Here is a 20,307-nt window from a genome sequence, read left to right as displayed (position 1 = left end):
TTGCATTGAATAGCGTATTTTGCGCAATTAAGGCAAGCTATTTCCCTCAATCGGCGCGATATATATCCCTACGCATATAAACCTAGGAGATCTCCGTGGAGCACCGCGAAGTTACACTCGACGACAAATATGACCTTGTCGAGGGCAAAGCCTATATGACCGGGATTCAGGCGCTGGTTCGTTTGCCACTCGATCAAAAGCGTCTTGATCTGAAGGCTGGCCTTAATACGGGCGGTTTCATTTCAGGCTATCGTGGCTCGCCCCTTGGTGGATATGATCAGCAATTGCGGAACTCGCAAAAACTGCTGGATGCGCACGAGATTGAGTTCTGGGAAGGTTTGAACGAAGACCTTGGTGCGACGGCGGTTTGGGGCAGCCAGCAGCTCGGCCTGTTCCCCGGCGCGAAGAAAGACGGTCTGTTCGGCATCTGGTACGGCAAGGCACCGGGCGTCGATCGTACGGGTGATGTGTTTAAGCACGCGAACGCAGCGGGCAGCTCCAAGCATGGCGGCGTTGTTGCGGTGCTCGGCGATGACCATATGTGTAAATCATCGACCCTGCCATCGCAGTCTGAATACGCGATGATGGATGCGGAAATCCCGGTCCTCAATCCGGCGTCTATTCAGGACGTTATGGATTACGGCCTGCATGGCTTTGCGATGAGCCGATTTACCGGGGCATGGAGTGCGATGACGGCGCTCGCCGATACGATGGATAGCGGCTCGGTGGTTGATGTGACGCTGGAGCGGATGCGCTTTGTGGTCCCGCAATTCGAATTCCCTGAAGATGGCGTTCACATGCGCCGCAGTGATCCACCGCTGGAGAAAGAAAAGCGCCTGCGCCAGTTCAAACTGCCAGCGGCGCAGGCCTGGGTACGGGCGAACCGTCTGGATGATGTGATCCTGCCTAGTAAGAAGCCGCGGGTTGGCCTGATCGTCACCGGACAGGCGGCGCGGGATGTGTTTGAGGCGATGGCAGCGATTGGCCTCTCGCCTGAGCAGGCCGCTGATTTGGGGGTCTCAATCTTCAAAGTCGCAATGCCGTGGCCATTGGAGCCGACGAGTATTCGCGGCTTCTGTGAAGGCTTGGAACGCGTGCTGGTGATTGAGCATAAGCGCCCACTGATTGAAGATCAGCTGCGGGCGGCGCTGTATGATCTGCCAGAGAAGAAGCGTCCGAAGCTTGAAGGTAAGCGTACGGTTGAGGGTAAGCCTCTGCTCAGTCAGGTTGGGTCAATCCCGGTGCCGGAGATTGCCGAAGCACTGATGAGTGTCTTGCCGAAGGGTTGGGATACCAGCCGCGCTGATACGTATTTTGAACGGGTTGGCCGTTCAGGTGAAGCGGCACGAAACAATGCCACCGAAACGGTACGGACCCCGCACTATTGCTCTGGCTGTCCGCACAATACGTCGACCGTTGTGCCGGAAGGCTCGCGCGCACTGGCCGGGATTGGCTGCCATTACATGGCGAACTTCATGCCGGACCGGAACACCGATATGACCAGCCAGATGGGCGGTGAGGGCATTGCCTGGGTTGGTCAGCACTTTGCCACCGAAGAAGACCATATGTTCGTCAATCTGGGCGATGGTACCTATTCCCATTCCGGGTCTCTGGCGATTCGTGCCGCGGTGACATCGAGCGCAAACATCACCTACAAAATCCTCTATAATGATGCGGTCGCAATGACCGGGGGACAGACGGTCGAGTCTGGCCAGACCCCACAACAGATTGCCCAGCAGGTTGAGGGTGAGGGTGTTAAAACCATTGTCATCGTCACCGAAGACACCTCGCGTTACGCCAATGTCAAAGGCTTGCCACGTGGCGTTAGAATCTATGACCGCGCCGAGATGGACGCCGTACAGAAAATGCTGCGGGATACGCCGGGCGTTTCCGTCCTGATCTATGATCAGATTTGCGCGACCGAGAAGCGTCGCCGATCCAAGCGTGGCCTGCGCAAGCCCGACCGGACCCGTGTTATGATCAATACTGAAGTCTGTGAGGGCTGCGGGGATTGCTCGATCAAGTCGAACTGTCTGTCGGTTGAGCCGGTCGAAACCGAGCTTGGTCGCAAGCGTCGGATCAACCAGTCGACCTGTAATACTGACCTCTCCTGCGTTACCGGGTTCTGCCCAAGCTTTATCACGGTCACTGATGCCGAGTTTACGGCCATGGACCAGCCGCGCCCTGACATTGATGCCTCAGCGCTGCCATTGCCTGAAATTCCAAGTCTGGAGCGGGCGTGGAACGTCCTGTTCACCGGTGTGGGTGGAACAGGCGTGACAACGGTTGCGGCCATCCTAGCTATGGCGGCCCATGTTGATGGCCATGCCGCGTCCAGCCTTGATATGACAGGTCTGGCGCAAAAGGGTGGACCGGTACTCTCTCACCTGCGTTTTGCACGTGAGCCGGACATGATTTCCACCGGACGCGTACCGCCAGCGAGTACCGATTGCATGATTGCGTGTGATCTGGTCGTGGCAGCGGGTGGTGATGCCCTGAACCTGATGGATGCTGAGCGAACCAAAGCGTGGGCGAACAGTGATGTCACCCCGACCAGTGAGTTTATCCGTGACCGTAAGAAGAAGTTCGAAGCCGATTTGCTGGCAGCCCGTGTGAAGCGTCAGGCGACTGATTTTGCGACATTTGATGCCGAGGCTCTGTCCATCCTCTACTTCAATGATGCGATCTACACGAATATGATCATGGCTGGATATGCCTGGCAGAAAGGCGGCGTGCCGGTGTCTCTGCGCGGCGTTTATCGCGCGATCAAGCTGAACGGAGTGAAGGCGCAGGACAATATGTCTGCGTTTGATCTGGGCCGGATTGCGGCCCACGATCCGAGCCGCTTGGAAAAGGCGAAGGACCCGCGCGGTTATGTTGCGCCAAAGACGCTGGATGAAGTGATCGAAGATCGGGCCACGCGTCTAACGGCCTATCAGAATGCCGACTATGCCCAGCAGTACCGTGATGCTGTTGCCAAGGTTCGGGCCGCTGAGTCCCAGGCAGAACTGGGCGAGCGTCTGACTATGGCGGTAGCAAAATACGCCTACAAACTAATGGCCTATAAGGATGAGTATGAGGTTGCCCGGCTGTGGACCGATGGCAAGTTTGACGCCTACCTCGCCAAGACGTTCAAAGGCGGAAAGGTCAAATTCCACCTCGCACCCCCTCTAATGTCCAAGAAGGACGAGAATGGGCACTTGAAGAAGAAGAGTTTTGGGCCGTGGATGAAAACTGGCTTCAAGATCATGAAGCAATTCAAGGGGCTACGCGGCACAGCCTTTGATCCCTTCGGCTGGACCGAGGAGCGCAAGATGGAGCGCGGTTTGCGGGATGATTACCTGTCAAAACTTGAAACGCTCGCAGGTGAGTTAAACGCCAAGAACCATGAGCTTGCGATCGCGATTGCCGAGGTTCCGGATGAGATTCGCGGCTATGGCCATGTTAAGGAAGCTGCGGTTGAGAAAGCTGCTGCGGTTGAGGCAGAGCTATGGGCTGGATGGCCGTCAGGTGCGTTGCCGCGTGCGAAAACGACGTTGATTGCCGCTGGGTAGGGGGACGCGGGCTGGCTTTTCCTCTCCCATAGCGGCTTTGGTCGTGATCAGGAGCAGGAGCAACCAGCTCGGTCCCTCGGGGCCCCCAATGGCGCTTTCAGTAACGCTCATCATCATGATCAAGGCAATCATCGGGATCGCCATCCGGCGTGGATCGTTGCTCTGATAAAGGCCTGTCAGGCCTGCAAAACCGGTGCGTACAACGAGCCACCCTAACAGTGCCACCCCAGGAATTCCAACAGCGAGCATCGTTTCCAGCCAACCATTATGGGCGTTGTAGACCTCAAAGCCGACTTCATACCAAAGCCATTCCAAGTCCAGATTACCCTCTCGCCAATAGGTGTCGTAACCATACCCGAGTATCGGGCTCTCCTGTATCCGGAGTAGAACCGCTGGCCAGATTCGATCACGACCTGTGAAAGTCGCATCCTCGCCAACCATATCGAGAATGGTTTCAGCGTTTAGGGTGACCAGTGTGAAAATGCCAATTGCCGCGATTGCGCCAAGCCATGAGCCAAGCACCAGACGGGCCGGCTTTCCGCGCAGGATTTCGCCATAAGCCAAAGCGCCAAGACCGATTATGCAAGCAATGGTCGAAGTGCCCGACTGGCTCAGGAAAAGCAGGATGATAAAGAAGGGGATCGGCACCAACCAGCGAATGCGCCGGGTGGTAAAGGCAACGCCGCCACTTGCAATGGCGCCAATCGCATAGACCATGCCGGCGCGGTTTTTTTCTCCGAACGGTCCGCGCAAGGCGCCTTCATGCAATTCTGTCATCAGACCACCAAATGGGATCAGGATTAGCGACAGGATGCCGAGAACAAAACAGGCGAAGGCTATCCCTTTAAGCATCGCTGTCCAATCGCACAGGGCACATGCTGCGATCGCGGCCAGCGTGAAGAAGGTTAGAGCAAGGGAAGATAGGATTGTGGATTGAGGCATGATTGACCAGGCGGTGCTGATGATTGCCAGCGCCGAGAATGCCAGTAAAGGCCAGGCTGCTTGCAGGGCCATCCAAAGTCGGTCCGGGACCTGTTTTGCCGCATAGGCTGTGAGCCCGGTTCCCATCAGAAATGAAAACAGGATGGTCAGTCGGTATTGTAGATCCGCGGAGATATGACGCGCCACCAGCGATTCCATCGGTCCTGACAGAACGAAGAAAACAAGGGCAGCAAGGAGTGTGGCGCAGCGCATGGAGTATTTCGTGCAGGGATCATGCCGAAAGCAAGTCGTCGCCGACATCAGTCTCTTCGGTTGCGCAAAAGTGCGGGCGGGGGTAGGCGGTAGCTGTTGAATTCTAGCTGCCGGATAATGCCGCCATGACTGCGCCACAAGCGAAAGAAAAACCCAAATCGTTTCAGGACTTGATCCTGCGCTTGCAAAGCTATTGGAGCGCGCAAGGTTGTGCGATCCTGCAGCCTTATGACATGGAAGTTGGGGCGGGGACTTTGCACCCAGCGACGGTGCTGCGCGCATTAGGGCCGAAGGACTGGCGCGCGGCCTATGTGCAGCCGTCGCGCCGGCCAGCCGATGCGCGCTATGGTGAGAACCCGATGCGGCTTGGCCATTACTATCAGTATCAGGTTATCCTGAAGCCGAACCCGGCAAACTTACAGGACCTCTACCTGAACTCCCTGTACGAGATTGGTATTGACCCGGCTGTCCATGACATCCGATTTGTCGAGGATGACTGGGAGAACCCGACGGTCGGGGCGTGGGGCCTTGGCTGGGAGGTCTGGTGCGACGGGATGGAGGTCAGCCAGTATACCTATTTCCAACAGGTTGGCGGTCTCGACGTGTTCCCGGTTTCGGGTGAGCTGACTTACGGTCTGGAACGCCTCGCCATGTATGTGTTTGGTGTCGACAATGTTTACGACCTGCCGTTTAACGATCCGGCAGGCGATGTACCGCTCTCTTACGGTGATGTGTTCCACGAGAATGAAGTCCAGCAATCAGCGTTCAATTTCGAACATTCCGATGTTGAGATGCTGCTGCGCTGGTTTACTGATTGTGAGCGCCAGTCAAATGCCCTGCGCGAAGCGGGCAAGCCGCTGCCTGCCTATGACTATGCGCTGAAAGCCAGCCATACGTTTAACCTGATCGATGCGCGCGGGGCGATCAGCCCGACTGAGCGACAGGCCTATATTGCCCGCGTCCGCGATCTGGCGCGCGGGGCGGCTGAGCAGTGGGCGATCCAGGAAGCGGAACGGGCGAACGCATGACCAAAGTCAATCTCGCCGATAAATTTGCTCTATTCTCAGAAGCCTGGACGCCGAAAATTGCCGGCCAAGTGAATGACATGCACGTCAAACTCGCCAAATTTCGCGGGGATTTTGACTGGCACGCCCATGAGCATGAAGACGAGCTGTTCCTTGTCATTAAAGGGCAGATGCGGATGGCGTTCCGCGATCGCGAAGAGATTGTTGGCGAGGGTGAGTTCATCATCGTCCCACGCGGCGTGGAGCATCGCCCCGGCGCTGTGGGCGAGGAATGCCATGTCCTGCTGCTGGAGCCAGCAACCACGGTAAACACAGGTGATAATCCAGACTCAAAGCTGACCATCACCGAGCTGGATCGAATTTAAGAAATACGGTGCATAGGCACCCATAGAGATTGACCGATAGATATGTCTGAACTCCTCCTTGAAATATTCTCTGAAGAAATCCCGGCGCGGATGCAGGCCAAGGCTGAGGCCGATTTGCTGGGCGCGGTTGAGAAGGGCCTGAAAGAGGCGGGGCTGGACATGTCGTGCAGTCGCTCCATGTCCGGGCCGCGGCGACTGGCCGTGGTGATTGAGGGGCTGCCGAAACGCTCCGCCGATGTTGAGGAAGAGCGCAAAGGCCCGAAAGTCGGTGCGCCGGAGCAGGCGGTGGCGGGCTTCCTGCGCGGGGCCGGGCTGTCTGATATTTCGCAGGCTGAAATCCGCAGCGACCCGAAAAAGGGCGACTTCTATGTTGCTGTGAAGAAGATTGTAGGCCGGGATACGAGCGATATTGTCGCCGATCTGGTGCCGGGCATTATTCGCAATTTCCACTGGCCAAAATCGATGCGGACCGGGCGCGGGGAGTTGCGCTGGGTGCGCCCGATTCAAGGCATTGTCTGTGTGTTTGATGGCGCGGTGGTGCCGTTTGAGATTGATGGCCATCAGAGCGGTAATGTCACCGAAGGTCACCGCGTGCATGGGCGCGGGCCATATACGGTGACCAATGCCGCCGAATATGAGGCGGCGCTGTCTGGTGACGGCCATGTCATGCTGACGCGCGAGGCCCGGCGGGAAAAGATTGAGACCGAGGCCAAGGCGGTCTGCGCTGCGGCGGGTCTGGAACTGGTCGAGGATAAGGGCCTGCTGGAAGAAGTGGTTGGCCTCGCCGAATGGCCGAGCGTCGTACTGGGCGAGATGGACCCGTCTTTCCTGACCCTGCCGCCAGAGGTCATCCAGCTTTCCATGCGGACCCACCAGAAGTACTTTGCCGTGCGGGACCCGAAGACTGGCGAGCTGGCGCCGAACTTTGTTGTCGTGGCGAATATTGCCGCAACCGATGGCGGGACGGCGATTGCCAAGGGGAACCGGAAGGTCCTGTCGGCGCGCCTCGATGATGGGCGCTTCTTCTGGGATAATGATCGCTCGAAGAAGCTCGGCGCGTTTATTCCGAAGCTCGGCGCGATCACGTTCAAGGAAGAGTTGGGCAGCCTGCTCGACAAGACAGAGCGAGTGCATGCGCTGGCGCGGGAGCTGGCGCCGAAGGTTGGTGCGGACCCTGATCTGGCCGGTGTGGCGGCAAAGCTTGCCAAGGCCGATCTGACGTCTGAAATGGTCTATGAGTTCCCGGAATTGCAGGGGGTGATGGGGCGCTATTATGCGCTGGCTGAAGCTGGGCTTGACCCGTTGAACCCAAGCAAGGTGGCCGATGAAAAGCTCGCCGCGGCGCGCCCATATTCCGCCGAGGCCGCGATTACTGTCGCCGATGCCATCCGCGATCACTATAAACCTCAAGGGCCAAGCGATGCCGTGCCAACTGATCCGGTAGGGATCGCCGTCGCGCTGGCCGATAAGCTCGATACGCTGGTCGGCTTCTGGGCGATTGATGAGAAACCGACCGGGAGTAAGGATCCGTTTGCGTTGCGCCGCGCGGCGCTGGGTGTGGTGCGCATACTTCTTGAGAATGGTGCATACCTTCCTTTGCGTTCGAACATTTTCGGGGAGATGGTTGCAGCGCTAATTTATCTTACAGAGCAAAAGTTTGAGCGTTCAAAAGCATTCGAAGTCAGAGCAATAGAGATCAAAATGGCTTTGCGCCTCGATCTTGATCAGGATGATGCGTCTTTTGATGAGGATTGGAAGCATTACGAGGAAATCTGTTCGGAGGAGTTCAGACTTACTTCTGAGCAGCTAACTTCGATTGCAAAAGAGGCGTCCGTTAAAACAGATGACCTCCTCTCTTTCTTCGCAGACCGCCTGAAGCAGTACCTTCGCGATCAGGGGCAGCGGCATGATCTGATCGATGCTGTGTTTGCGCTGGGTGAGGATGATCTTGTCCTGATTACGCGCCGGGTTGAGGCGTTAGGCGCTTTCCTTGAGACCGAGGATGGTGCGAACCTGTTGGCGGGATATAAGCGTGCCGCGAATATCCTGAAAGCGGAAGAGAAGAAGGATAAGCGCGCCTTTGATGGCGATGTTGATACCGCCCTGTTTGAGGCTGAGGCTGAAAAAGCGCTCTATGCCGCGATGGGGCAGGCGACCACCGCCGCCAAAACCGCGATTGAGGCTGAGGATTTCGCCGCCGCGATGTCAGCGCTTGCGTCGCTGCGTGGTCCAGTGGATGCCTTCTTCGATGGCGAGGGCAGCGTCATGGTCAATGCTGATGATCCGAAAATTCGGGAGAATCGCCTGAACCTGCTTAACCAGATGCGGGCCGCAATTAGTACGGTTGCGGACTTTAGCAAGGTCTCTGGATAGGCCGATTTATTGCGCCGCAGCATAAAAAACAGCGTGACCGCGCTGTCATGCGAAATGCCCTCTTGATTCTATGTCGCAAACGTGACGGTTTGCAGCGTTTCATAGAGTCGGAGGAAACACGACATGGCCGATACTGTACAACGCGCGGACACGAAATGGGTCTATTCGTTTGGCGGTGGTGGCTCTGATGGTGATGCCTCGCTGAAGAACCTGCTGGGCGGGAAGGGCGCGAATCTCGCTGAGATGGCGAGCCTTGGATTGCCTGTGCCACCGGGGTTCACGCTGACCACGGAAGTCTGCACGGCGTACTATGATCTCGACCGTAAATATCCTGATGGCCTTGAGGCGCAGGTCAAAGAGGCGCTCTCTGCGCTTGAGACCAAGACGGGTAAGGCGTTTGGCGATGCGGCCAATCCTTTGCTGGTGTCTGTGCGCTCGGGCGCGCGCGCGTCGATGCCGGGCATGATGGATACGGTTCTGAACCTTGGCCTCTCCGAAGCGACAGTGCAGGGGCTGGCGGCAAAGGCCGGCGAACGCTTTGCCTATGACAGCTATCGCCGTTTCATCCAGATGTATTCCAATGTTGTGATGGGCCTTGGCCACGACACGTTTGAGTACATTCTCGACGATTATAAAGAGCGCCAAGATTATCACCTCGACACCGATATGATGGCGGCTGACTGGAAAGAGATTATCGGCCACTATAAGGCTGCCGTTCAAAGCGAGCTGGGCAAGCCGTTCCCGGATGATCCGATGGAACAGCTCTGGGGCGCGATTGGCGCGGTGTTTGGCAGCTGGATGAATGACCGGGCGATCCTTTATCGCAAGCTGAATGATATTCCGGCGGAGTGGGGCACTGCAGTCAACGTACAGTCCATGGTGTTCGGCAATATGGGCGAGACATCCGCGACAGGTGTGGCCTTTACGCGTGATCCATCAACGGGTGAGAACACGTTCTATGGTGAGTTCCTGACCAATGCGCAGGGCGAGGATGTTGTGGCGGGTATCCGTACACCCGCGCCAATCTCGCGCGCTCGCGCTGATGAGTTGCAGTCTGATGAAGCGCCGCTCGAAGAGGTGATGCCACGTGTTTATCAGGAATTGGTTGCTGTCGCTGATAAGCTGGAAGCCCATTATTGCGATATGCAGGATATTGAGTTCACGGTGGAAGACGGCGTGCTTTACATGCTGCAAACCCGGAACGGGAAACGCACCGCTGCGGCGGCGCTGAAAATTGCCGTTGAGATGGCGCGTGAAGGCCTGATCAGTGAGCAGGAGGCGATCCTGCGTCTGGAGCCGGGGCAGCTCGATCAGTTGCTCCACCCGACGATCAAACCTGATGCAAAGCGCGATGTGATTGTCACCGGACTTCCGGCTTCACCGGGCGCTGCGGTTGGGCAGGTTGTGTTTGACAGTGACGAGGCGGCGCATCTGGCCGAAGCGGGCCGGGCTGTTATTCTGGTTCGGGTTGAGACCAGCCCGGAAGATATTCACGGTATGCACGCGGCACGCGCAATTGTTACGGCGCGTGGCGGGATGACCTCTCACGCAGCGGTTGTTGCGCGCGGCATGGGGCGGCCTTGTGTTTGCGGCGCTGGCAGCCTGCAAATCGATGCCGAAGCTGGCGTGTTCCGCGTTGGCGGTCGCGAGATCAAGAAAGGTGAGATCATCACCGTTGATGGCGCTGAAGGCCAAGTCCTGTTCGGCGAAGTTGATATGCAGCAGCCTGACCTGTCAGGCGACTTCGGCCTGCTTATGGCATGGGCTGATAAGGTTCGTCGCCTGAATGTGCGCACCAATGCGGAAACGCCAGCCGATGTGACGGTGGCCAAAGAGTTTGGCGCAGAAGGGATCGGCCTTTGCCGGACCGAGCACATGTTCTTCGATGCCGAGCGTATTCCGGTCGTGCGGTCTATGATCCTGGCGGGCGACAAGAAGGGCCGTGAGGCCGCGCTTGAAAAGCTGTTGCCGATGCAGCGCTCTGACTTTGAGGCGATCTTTGGCATTATGGGCGAGCTGCCTTGCACGATCCGTCTGCTTGATCCGCCATTGCATGAGTTCATGCCGCACAGCGATGCAGAAATGGAAGAAGTGGCGGCCTCGTCCGGCGTTGATATTAAAGTGCTCAAGGCGCAAGCCGATGCCTTGCATGAGAGCAATCCGATGCTCGGCCACCGCGGTTGTCGCCTTGGAATTACCTATCCTGAGATTTACGCCATGCAGGCCCGCGCAATCTTTGAGGCGGCTGTCTCAGTGGCGAAAGCGACCGGTTCCAAGCCGGTGCCTGAAGTGATGATCCCGCTGGTCGGTACGCGCAAGGAATTGGACATTCTGAAGGATGTCGTCGACCGTTCTGCGAAAGCTGTGTTTACCGAAACCGGGATGGAGTTGGACTATCTTGTCGGCACGATGATTGAGCTACCCCGCGCAGCGCTACAGGCTGGTGAAATCGCACATACGGCGGAATTCTTCTCCTTCGGAACGAATGATCTGACCCAGACCACACTTGGGATTTCCCGCGATGATGCAGGCCGTTTTCTGACCGCCTATGAGCATCAGGGCATTTACGAGAAAGACCCGTTTGTGACCATTGATCAGGACGGTGTCGGTGAGCTGGTGAAACTCGCGGCGGAGCGTGGCCGCTCGACCCGCGATGGTATTAAGCTTGGGATTTGCGGTGAGCATGGCGGTGACCCAGCATCGGTCATATTCTGTCACAATATTGGACTCGATTACGTGTCCTGTTCGCCATATCGTGTGCCAATTGCGCGTCTGGCGGCAGCCCATGCAGCCCTGAAAGAGGCTTAAATCGGCCTCTTTTAACCGCCTATGCACAGGGTCAGGGCGGTATTCCGTTGTGAAAAATCGTGCTCTTTTTGCAACACACGCAGTTGTGCATTGCAGCAATGTCATGCTGGATTTGTCTTGAAACTGTAACGAATGCAGCAGTTTACGCGCAGATGCGTAAAAAGGAGCCGAGATTCACACCCGATTCAGCATCATGACGTATAAGAAATATGCGTTGAATTACCGCCCTTTTGATTGATTTTTGGTTAAGGACACAAATATGCAGTCCGCTAAAGACAGACGTACAGGCGTCGGAAGGAAAAGGTTCACATCTTGCAGGGTCCGCAGAGTGCTCGCAACATGGTGGGAAAAAGTTCAAATGCAGAATCCTCTCACACTCTCTACGGGGCAGTCGCTCGTGTCCCGCATTTCCAAATGGTGGCGGACTCAAGGTCCGGATCGTCAGGTCGTGATTGCGCGCCGTTCCGCTTTGGTTGCCGCCTGTGCCAGTGTGGTCTTTGTTGGTATGCCCGTGATTGGACAGTCCGCCTCCATGCAGCTTGAGGCGCAGGACTGGCGGGTAAAGAATGAGAAGCTCGCAGAGGTTCAGGATGCTGGCGCGCTGATCCGCGCTGATGAGTCTGCCCCATCCCTGCTGCGCCGTGACTGGTTACGCAGTGTTGAATATTCTCTTGAGCGTGACCCAGGCTCTGCGCTCAGCACTTTTGCTGCGTATGAACGCGACCGTGCCGCGCTTGATAGCCTGAAGAGCTTTGAGACCATCCATCTTGCAAAAGCTGAGGATATGGCGGCGCAGACCCAGTGTCTCGCGCAGGCTGTGTATTATGAAGCCCGCAGTGAGAAGGCTGAGGGGCAACTCGCAGTTGCCGAAGTGATCGTCAACCGGGTTAAGGATCACCGCTATCCGAATACGATTTGTGATGTGGTGTTTCAGGGCGCGACTAGGACCACTGGATGCCAGTTCACCTTCACCTGTGATGGCGCCATGAACAAAACGCCGCGCGGCAGCCGCTGGGATGAAGCTCAGACAATTGCCAGCCATGTCATGATGGGCCTCTACGAAGAGCGGACACGTGGTGCGACGCACTATCACGCGACTTATGTGAACCCGGTCTGGAATTCAGGCCTGATCAAGACGCGTCAGTTCGGAACCCACATTTTCTATCGTTTCCCACGGGGCGGCGAGTGGCAGTTGGCAAGCGCGCGCCAAAAAGAGCGTCTTGCCCGTCATCGCGCGGGGCTGAAGACGCTGACTCCAGCCCCTTAAGGGGATTATGAGCGGGGCGGGGTTTCCCGCTTAATCCGTTTCAGAAGTGATTTTGGCATCCATCGCGCGGCAAAGCGTGTCTTCTCCGCCATCTTGCCCGCCATATAGTGCGTATCCTTACCATGGGCGGCATCCCATGCCCGCTCAGCGGCAAGTGAGACCGGATAGACTTCGGCATCATTCTCTTTGAGTTGATCCGACATTTTCTCATTCGCGCCTTCGGTCTTACCCATGTCGAGGATAGGCGTGTCGATGAACCAGGGCATGAGGCTGGTCACGCGGATGTCAAACTCCTGAAATTCTGCATCAAGCGCTTCAGTCAGGGCGCGCACCGCGAATTTGCTCGCGGAATAGACCGCGAGTTGAGGTGCAGCGGCAATGCCTGCGGTTGAGGCCGTGTTGACGATCCGTGCGCCGTCTGTCTGCTTGAGATAGGGCAGGGCAGCATAGACGCCATTGATGACGCCTTTGACATTGATGTCGATCACAAGGTCGGATTCTTCAGGGGGGATGTCTTCGATCCAGCCGTGGCGACCGATACCAGCATTGTTGAAGAGGACATTCATCTGACCGTCTGTGGCCTCTGCAAAGGCTGCTGTGGCGCTGGCCCAGTCTTCGCGTTTTGTGACATCAAGCCTGGCCTGATGGCAGTTATCTTCACCGATCTCAGCGGCAACATCTTTCAAGCCGCGCTCATCAATATCATAGAGGCCAACAAACCAGCCCTTACCGGCAAAATGCCGGGCGGTTTCTGCGCCGATGCCGGAAGCTGCCCCGGTGATGAAAATACTCTTGCGTCCGCGGGCTTCACCCATCCGACATTCCTCCTGATTGATCTTTTTCAGATCAGATCAAAGGATATCAAGACCCACGTCAAGGTTGATGGCCGAATGGGTCAGGGCACCGACAGAGAGATAATCAACGCCGGTTTCAGCTTTTGCGGCAATCGTCTCAAGCGTGATACCGCCACTGGCCTCAGCGAGGCACTGGCCATCAATCATTGCAACGGCTTCGCGCAGGGTTTCAGGCGCCATATTATCAAGCAGGACCGCGTGTGGTTTGTGAGGTAGGGCTTCTGCAAGCTGATCGAGCGTGTCGACCTCAATCTCAATCATTCGCAAGTGCCCGGCATAGGCATGGGCGCGTTGCAGGGCATCAGCAATCGAACCACAAGCAGCGATATGATTATCCTTGATAAGGATCGCATCATCAAGGCCATAGCGATGCGAAGTGCCACCGCCGCAGCGAACCGCGCGTTTCTCCACTGCGCGATGCCCTGGCGTGGTCTTGCGCGTGCACACGACCTTGGCTTTTGTATGAGTAATTTTCTCTGCAAATTCAGCGGTTAAGGTGGCAATTCCTGAGAGTCTTCCGAGGAAGTTCAGCATGGTCCGTTCTGCAATCAGGATTGAGCGCGCATCGCCTTGCATGACGGCGATGGTGGCGCCGGGTGCAAGCTGCTGACCATCCTGAATCTGTACGTCGAAATCGACTTTCGGATCGACCAGATGAAGGGCATGGCTTGCCGCGTCCATGCCTGCCAATACACCGTTTTTGCGCGCTCGAATGTGTGCGGTCAGCTCTGTGCCGGGCGTGATGGTGGCGTCAGTTGTGAGATCCCCGGCGCGCCCAAGGTCTTCAGATAGAGCGAGACGCACGATCGGGTCTAGCACAATGGCAGGCAGTGGCGGGGGAGCAATGTGGGTCATGAAATGGCCTCAAGGCTGGTCTGGGGGAGCGGTTCCCCCGGAATGACAAATGTACGCTGAGCGGTTTCAGACGTATCTTTAAAGTCGGCGCGGAAGTGACCGCCGCGGCTTTCAGTGCGCTGCAGGGCAGCCGATGCGATAAGCCGGGCCGCTGTCAGGGCGCGGGCGGAACCATACTGGTCTTCCAGACGGTCAATCGTGGATAAAAGTGTCTCAAGCCCTTTGGCATTGCGGACGACCCCGCAGTGCTCAGCCATGCTGCTGCGCAAGGTTTGTAGAGCCGGGTCAGGCAGTTCGGTAGGCACATAGCCAACGCTTTCTCCGGGCGATTTCAGCGTTTCCTGCTTCAGGCGATCAGCAATGCGCGCGGCAAAGACCACCGCTTCGAGCAGAGAGTTTGAGGCGAGGCGATTGGCCCCGTGCGCCCCTGTACTGGCGCATTCACCGCACACGCTCAGGCCATTCAGGCTCGACTTGCCCCAGGTGTCCGAAAGGATACCGCCCATATGATAGTGCATGGCCGGGGCCACCGGGATCAAGCTGTCGCGTGGATCAATCCCTGCGGCCATGCAGGCGGAGAAGACCGTCGGGAAATGATCCTGGATATGCGCGCCAATCGATGGGCGTGTGTCGAGATAGACCGGACGGCCTGCCGCAATCTCGCTATGGATGGCGCGAGCAACCTCATCGCGGGGCGCAAGCTCTGCCTTGTCATGATAGTTGGCCATGAAGGCCGTCCCATCCGCATGAGTCAGGATCGCCCCTTCGCCGCGTAGGGCTTCTGTTGCAAGCGGGGATGGGTCGAGGCCGACATCCATTGCTGTGGGATGGAATTGCACAAATTCTGGATCAGCAATCACCGCGCCCGCATCATAGGCCATGGCGAGGGCATCCCCGCGCGATTGTGGCGGATTGGTTGTAACGCGAAATAGGCCACCTGAGCCACCTGTACACAAGACCGTTTCATTCGCTGTGAATGTGGAATGACGATCATGCTTGTCGCGCAAGATGGCGCCGGCAATCCGGCCGTTATCATCTTGGAGAAGGCCAACGGCTTTGGCGTGTTCGATCAATTGGATGTGACTGGCCGCGCGAACGGCAGCTGTCAGAGCGCCCATAATGGCTTTGCCGGCGAGGTCACCAGCCACCCGCGCGACACGGGGTTGGGAGTGGGCAGCCTCAAGGCTCAGCGCAAGTTGTCCATCGGGGGTGCGATCAAACGGGACGCCAAGCTCAATCAGGTCGCGGACCCGCGATGGGCCCTGTTCGGCAATCAGGCGCGCGATCACTGGATCGACTAGGCCAGCGCCTGCGGCAATCGTATCGGCTGCGTGTTGCTCCGGGCTGTCTTCTGGATGCAGCGCCGCCGCCAGTCCGCCTTGTGCCCAGGCTGAAGAGGCCGCTTCCCCCAATGGAGCTGGCGAAATGATTGTGCAGGGATGAGGCGCGAGCCGCAGCGCCAGAAACAGCCCAGCCAATCCCGCCCCGACAATCAGGATGCGGCCATCGCCTGCCGGTGGGGCGGCGCGAAACTCTAGCGGTGTTGTCAAAGCTAGGAGATGCCCCCGTCATTCCGCTGCCAGACAGCTGGGGCTGTCGAGGCACTGACCAGCGCGCCATGCATGCGCTCTGAAGATGCAATCGTCAGGGTGAAATTGTCCGGATAGTAGAACTCGCTGGAGAAGCCATTCATGAATTCGACGACAGTGCAGCGAATAGATAATTGGTCACCAAGACGTGAGGCCTCACACTCCTGACGCACGATGTAATCTTCTGGCAAGTCGACACAGCTCTGCGTGGCGGTCAGTTCACCTTTATAGCGATCCGGGCTGATCTGTTTGAGAAAGGCTTGTCCACCAAAATCACAGCCCATACCGATTTGTGCCGTAAACACCCAGCGACCCGCCACATTCGCGGCTTCATCAGCTTGCGCAGGGGCTGACAGGGCAAGAATAATCAAGGCGGCGGAAATGGTGCGGATCATGAAATGCCTTCCTCAGCCCGGCGAAACTCCACAGGTGCCGTAGCCGCAGAGACCAGTGCGCCCCACATCCGGCTTTCATCCTGAATCGTCAGAGTGAAGTTGTCGGGGACATAGAGCAGGCCTTCGGCCTTCTTTTCGAGGAATTGGCTAATCTCTGAGCGGACTGAAACCTGATCTCCAAAACGACGCGCTTCACATCGCTGCAGGACGACAGACCGTCCCCACATAGAGCAAACTTCAACGGCGGTCAGTTCACACGCATAAAGGCCAGCGTCCGGGTGATCGCGCAGATGCATGGTACCTGTCATAATACAGGCACCATCGCGATAGGGTTTGGTTTGGAAGGTCCAAGTGCCAAGCACATCGCCAGGGTCGCGCTGGTCACTTGCTGCAGCTGGGATCACCATGGCCAGACTTATCGTCAGTGCGGCGAGCAGTCTGGCTATCATGATGGGCATCCTTTGCAGCTATGAAGTCTACCTTATGGAGAGATCAGGCAATCGCAAGGCGGTTTTGCGGTGAAAAAACCTCAATCTCCATCGGGGTCAGACCCGTCTCGAAGGCAAGTGGGGTGGCCATCTTAGGCAGGGCGAGCATGGCATCAATCGCTGCCTTTGCGCGCACTCGCACGTCTTCATCCATGGTCACTTCATGCTTCATCTCGATGAGGCAATCATAGATATTCTCGAGCGTAATCTGCTTCATGTGCGGGCAGAGATTGCAGGGGCGAACGAAGTCGACCGTCGGGTTCTCAGCCGCAACATTGTCGGACATGGAGCATTCCGTCATCAGCACGACTTTGGCGGGTTTATTGTCGCTGACATAGTTTGCGAGGGCTGCTGTAGAGCCTGCAAAGTCAGCAGCTTCAAGCACATCGGGTGGGCATTCCGGGTGGGCGAGGATGACCACGCCGGGATGAGCCTCGCGCAGGGCATCAACATCATCGGCGCTGAACAGTTCATGGACTTCACAAGCGCCCGGCCAGGTGATGATGCGGATATCGGTCTGGGCCGCAACATTCTTGGCAAGGTACTGATCAGGAACGAGGATAACGGTATCTGTGTTCCACTCCTTGGCCACGGCTTCGACAACCTGTGCAGCGTTTGAGCTGGTACAGGTAATATGGCACTCGGCTTTCACGTCCGCAGTTGTATTCACATAGGTGACAACCGGATAATCTGGATAATGCTCCTTGATCAGACGAACATCCTCACCTGTGATCGAGCTTGCAAGCGAACAGCCAGCTTCAAGACTTGAGATCAGGACGGTCTTGCTGGGCGCAAGGATCTTGGATGTCTCGGCCATGAAATGGACACCGGCCTGTACAATCACGTCGGCATCAACATTTGCGGCTTCGCGGGCGAGCTGCAGGCTGTCACCGCGAAAGTCACCGACCAGACGGAAAATATCCGGCGTCATGTAGTTATGCGCTAGAATAACCGCATTCTTTTCAGCTTTCAGATCATTGATGGCTGCGACGAGGGGGGCAACTGCAGGCCACTCCATCGGTGTGATGAAGTCACTGACCAGTGGATAAAGCGCATCGGTTTTGGCTTTTACTGCGTCATTATACTCTAGCCCGCGATCAGCAGCACTGTTTGTGGCACGCAGTGGCGTTGGGGTCGGACAACCTGGTCCTGAATCAATCAATCTCGCCATGTCAGCCTCCTGTTTTGCTCAATCTGAGCATTATTTGGGTGTGAGAGTAATGCTTTTCAAGCATAATCTCGTCTCCGCTCCCTTCTTTTGCTGAAAGTGAGCATAAGCGCTCTTACCCAAAGCGAAGCATTTTGCCAAGTCTTGCGGCAAAATATCGTGACGAGTGCTGGTAACCTTTCGTTAACGATAAAGTTCTTGCGTGAGAACAAAAGTAGAATATAAAGAACTGGAACACAGGGAGAACATTATGCGTGAGATGAAGTTCAGAGGCCAGTCAGGAAAAGCATACAGATTCACACGGATGGCTGTGAATGCGCCATGGGCAAAGGTGCGAGGCGCCGCTTTATTCGCCGCGCAGGGGCCTTTTGGGTTGCGGGTCATTCGGATGTGCAAGCTGCGTGGTCGTGAGCATGATGTCCAGCCGATCTGGGCGTTTGCCGAGGCTGAGCGCTATGGTGCGAAAGCTGTTTTCGTCATGGCAGAGGATGACGCCGATCGCTGCGCAGCAATAATGGCTGATCTTGAGGCCGGGCTTAATCCTGTTTGTCGTGAGACAGGCGGTACCGTGGCGCTCGCAGCCTAGTTTCGTGCGTCGAGGATGGCCTGGTACCAGCTTTCAATGTCGCGCTCGACCAAGGCTAAGGGACGCGGACCGTCAGTTAAAAGCGCTGTGTTGAAATGAGTTTGGTTAAAGTCCTGGTCCAGAACCTGACGAGTGCGCGTTTCGAGCGAAACAAATCGGGCGTAATGGACATATGTGGAAAGCGCGGCTGCTGGATTTGCCGCGATCCGCAGGGCCAGGTCACGACTTAGCTCTGAAGTGAGGCTGGTTTCCGCCTGAATAAAGGTCACTGTCTCTTCCAGGGACCAGCGTTGATGGTGTAACCCTAAATCAGCCGCGGCCAGAACCGTGATGAAGAGCAGGTATTGATCGGGTACGGCCAAAGTTTGTTTTTGGCGATAGATCAGCCAGCCAGAGTGAAAACCTTCTCTTTGGATAACCCCTCGAACAGGTGAGCGCATGGCGGCTTGTTTGACCTCGCGATCATAGGCGAGTTCGGCCTCCAGCCGATGTTGGTCAGTGTAAACCATTTGAAAATAGAGGGGCCATGCTGCGAGCTGTGAGGCATCGAGTTCGGTTAGGGCGGGACGGCGATCATCAAGACGGGCCGGACGAAAGTGCACACCTGTTACGCTTGGTCGTGATGTCGGCATATAGGTGCGCACAATGCCAGCAATCGCTGGCACGACAGGTGAAGCCTCTTCCAATGCGATCGGAGACGGGGGTGTTGTCTCGGTCGTGGCTTCTGCCTGGGTAGGGGCCTCTACGACAACTTGCTTGAGCGCCGCCAGATCATTCTGAAGCTCTTGGTATGTGCTTTCAAGGTTCAGGCCCGGTTCGGCCAGAGTCGTGACTAGATCCCTATATAAGGTAACCCCGCCTGTTTGCGCCCACAACCCAGCCGGGATAGGGGCTTGTGGCTCAAGTTCGGACAGGGTTTGAATCAGATTCTGATAGGCCGGACGGATGTCTTCATTTAGGATTTTCTGAGCAGTCAGGATCAGGGTCTCACGCGTTTCTTCTGTCTCGAATACAAGGCTGGCTGTGAAGTCAGACAGCGTTTCGATTATAGCGGTTAAAGCTGTATCCGCTTGTAGCTGCTCCATTCGGATCCGTGTTTCTTGAAGCAAGGGTGCCGGGGGGAGGTGGCCCGTCTGTGCATCAGCTTGCAATCGTCGCCTTGTATCCTGAAGGCCATCGGCCAAAGCGCTAAGGCGGAAAAGGTAGTCTTCGGCATCCTGCGGCGTTTCAATGATATGATCCTGAACGAGGGTTTCAGGCCCTTCTATCCATAACCCTGCGAAGGGATCGATCGTGTAGGGCCGGGCTTCGGATAAGGAAAGGCGGCCATGACCTGACTTTTGCAGGTTAATCAGCTGCTGCAACGCATTCATGGTGATCAGAAGATCACGGGATAACGCATGGTCACCCGACATTCTTGGGCCAGCCGCTAAACGGGCCTGTAAGTCCAGACGCAACAGCCGCGAACGTTCAAAAGCGGCTTGAGAGGTTCCGTTTAGCTTGCGCCGGGCATCACGGGCATAGTCGATATCAAGGCCGAGACGACTGGCTATCTGCGGATTCAGAGCGGTTTCTGTTCGGGCGACATCGTCGAGAAGCGCTTCGGTCGCCGCAAGCGTTTTTGCTGTCATCCGCGGTGCTTCAGACCGTTGCTCACACCCGCTAAGCGGCAATAGAGAGAGGCAAAGCACAACCGCAATTTTATGAAAGTCTTGCAACACCTGCATCTGTGCAGCCCTTTACTGTTGTCGCCCTATACCTAATCCGTTAAACCCCGCCCATTCAC

The 20,307-nt window shown here is 56.7% G+C and carries 15 protein-coding genes; 7 read left to right on the top strand and 8 right to left on the bottom strand.

Annotation, left to right across the window (positions count from 1 at the left end):
- Nucleotides 1–95 precede the first annotated feature (95 nt).
- Entirely contained in the window at nucleotides 96–3,554 is a 3,459-nt protein-coding gene (locus RYZ27_RS09545; protein ID WP_406679270.1) for an indolepyruvate ferredoxin oxidoreductase family protein, read from the top strand.
- On the opposite strand, the gene RYZ27_RS09540 is transcribed toward RYZ27_RS09545, so the two are convergent.
- A complete protein-coding gene (locus RYZ27_RS09540; RefSeq protein ID WP_406679269.1) occupies nucleotides 3,507–4,796 on the bottom strand; it encodes an O-antigen ligase family protein in 1,290 nt (429 codons plus the stop codon). The two genes, RYZ27_RS09545 and RYZ27_RS09540, sit on opposite strands and share 48 nt — an antisense overlap.
- 77 nt (nucleotides 4,797–4,873) lie before the next feature.
- Here RYZ27_RS09540 and RYZ27_RS09535 point away from each other — a divergent pair, with 77 nt between their 5' ends.
- The 5 genes from RYZ27_RS09535 (at nucleotide 4,874) to RYZ27_RS09515 (ending at nucleotide 12,586) form a co-directional block, all read left to right on the top strand.
- Nucleotides 4,874–5,776: a glycine--tRNA ligase subunit alpha gene (locus tag RYZ27_RS09535; protein WP_406679268.1), complete on the top strand. Its 903-nt coding sequence runs from the start codon at nucleotides 4,874–4,876 to the stop codon at nucleotides 5,774–5,776.
- Nucleotides 5,773–6,138 (top strand): cupin domain-containing protein, encoded by a 366-nt coding sequence (locus tag RYZ27_RS09530; protein WP_406679267.1) that lies wholly within the window; start codon nucleotides 5,773–5,775, stop codon nucleotides 6,136–6,138. The genes RYZ27_RS09535 and RYZ27_RS09530 overlap by 4 nt, the downstream gene beginning before the upstream one ends.
- Before the next feature lie 42 nt (nucleotides 6,139–6,180).
- Nucleotides 6,181–8,511, top strand: a complete 2,331-nt coding sequence (gene glyS, locus RYZ27_RS09525; protein WP_406679266.1) for a glycine--tRNA ligase subunit beta — start codon at nucleotides 6,181–6,183, stop codon at nucleotides 8,509–8,511.
- Between the two features lie 123 nt (nucleotides 8,512–8,634).
- Nucleotides 8,635–11,319: a pyruvate, phosphate dikinase gene (gene ppdK, locus RYZ27_RS09520; protein ID WP_406679265.1), complete on the top strand. Its 2,685-nt coding sequence runs from the start codon at nucleotides 8,635–8,637 to the stop codon at nucleotides 11,317–11,319.
- A gap of 358 nt (nucleotides 11,320–11,677) precedes the next feature.
- Nucleotides 11,678–12,586 carry a cell wall hydrolase gene (locus RYZ27_RS09515; RefSeq protein ID WP_406679264.1) on the top strand — a complete coding sequence of 303 codons (909 nt, stop codon included), beginning with the start codon at nucleotides 11,678–11,680 and terminating at the stop codon, nucleotides 12,584–12,586.
- Nucleotides 12,587–12,591: 5 nt separating this feature from the next.
- On the opposite strand, the gene RYZ27_RS09510 is transcribed toward RYZ27_RS09515, so the two are convergent.
- From RYZ27_RS09510 to nadA, 6 genes are read right to left on the bottom strand one after another with little or no spacing between them, the layout of a single operon-like run.
- Nucleotides 12,592–13,401, bottom strand: coding sequence for an SDR family oxidoreductase (locus RYZ27_RS09510; protein ID WP_406679263.1), 810 nt, complete (start codon nucleotides 13,399–13,401; stop codon nucleotides 12,592–12,594).
- 36 nt (nucleotides 13,402–13,437) lie between these two features.
- Nucleotides 13,438–14,295: a carboxylating nicotinate-nucleotide diphosphorylase gene (nadC, locus tag RYZ27_RS09505; protein ID WP_406679262.1), complete on the bottom strand. Its 858-nt coding sequence runs from the start codon at nucleotides 14,293–14,295 to the stop codon at nucleotides 13,438–13,440.
- Nucleotides 14,292–15,845 carry an L-aspartate oxidase gene (locus RYZ27_RS09500; RefSeq protein ID WP_406679261.1) on the bottom strand — a complete coding sequence of 518 codons (1,554 nt, stop codon included), beginning with the start codon at nucleotides 15,843–15,845 and terminating at the stop codon, nucleotides 14,292–14,294. The genes nadC and RYZ27_RS09500 overlap by 4 nt, the downstream gene beginning before the upstream one ends.
- 2 nt (nucleotides 15,846–15,847) lie before the next feature.
- Nucleotides 15,848–16,279 (bottom strand): hypothetical protein, encoded by a 432-nt coding sequence (locus RYZ27_RS09495; RefSeq protein WP_406679260.1) that lies wholly within the window; start codon nucleotides 16,277–16,279, stop codon nucleotides 15,848–15,850.
- Nucleotides 16,276–16,728 (bottom strand): hypothetical protein, encoded by a 453-nt coding sequence (locus RYZ27_RS09490; protein WP_406679259.1) that lies wholly within the window; start codon nucleotides 16,726–16,728, stop codon nucleotides 16,276–16,278. Before RYZ27_RS09490 ends, RYZ27_RS09495 begins: the two co-directional genes overlap by 4 nt.
- A gap of 43 nt (nucleotides 16,729–16,771) precedes the next feature.
- The gene (gene nadA / locus RYZ27_RS09485) at nucleotides 16,772–17,938 is read right to left on the bottom strand and encodes a quinolinate synthase NadA (protein ID WP_406679258.1); all 1,167 of its coding nucleotides are present in this window, start codon (nucleotides 17,936–17,938) and stop codon (nucleotides 16,772–16,774) included.
- A gap of 247 nt (nucleotides 17,939–18,185) precedes the next feature.
- Between nadA and RYZ27_RS09480 the strand changes: the two genes are divergently transcribed.
- Nucleotides 18,186–18,521: a hypothetical protein gene (locus tag RYZ27_RS09480; RefSeq protein ID WP_406679257.1), complete on the top strand. Its 336-nt coding sequence runs from the start codon at nucleotides 18,186–18,188 to the stop codon at nucleotides 18,519–18,521.
- Here RYZ27_RS09480 and RYZ27_RS09475 read toward each other — a convergent pair.
- Nucleotides 18,518–20,152: a DUF885 family protein gene (locus RYZ27_RS09475; protein ID WP_406679256.1), complete on the bottom strand. Its 1,635-nt coding sequence runs from the start codon at nucleotides 20,150–20,152 to the stop codon at nucleotides 18,518–18,520. The genes RYZ27_RS09480 and RYZ27_RS09475 overlap by 4 nt on opposite strands.
- Nucleotides 20,153–20,307 lie beyond the last annotated feature (155 nt).

This window comes from Hyphomonas sp. FCG-A18 (assembly GCF_045287255.1).
Lineage (GTDB): Bacteria > Pseudomonadota > Alphaproteobacteria > Caulobacterales > Hyphomonadaceae > Henriciella.
This window is presented reverse-complemented; position numbering and strand designations above follow the sequence as displayed.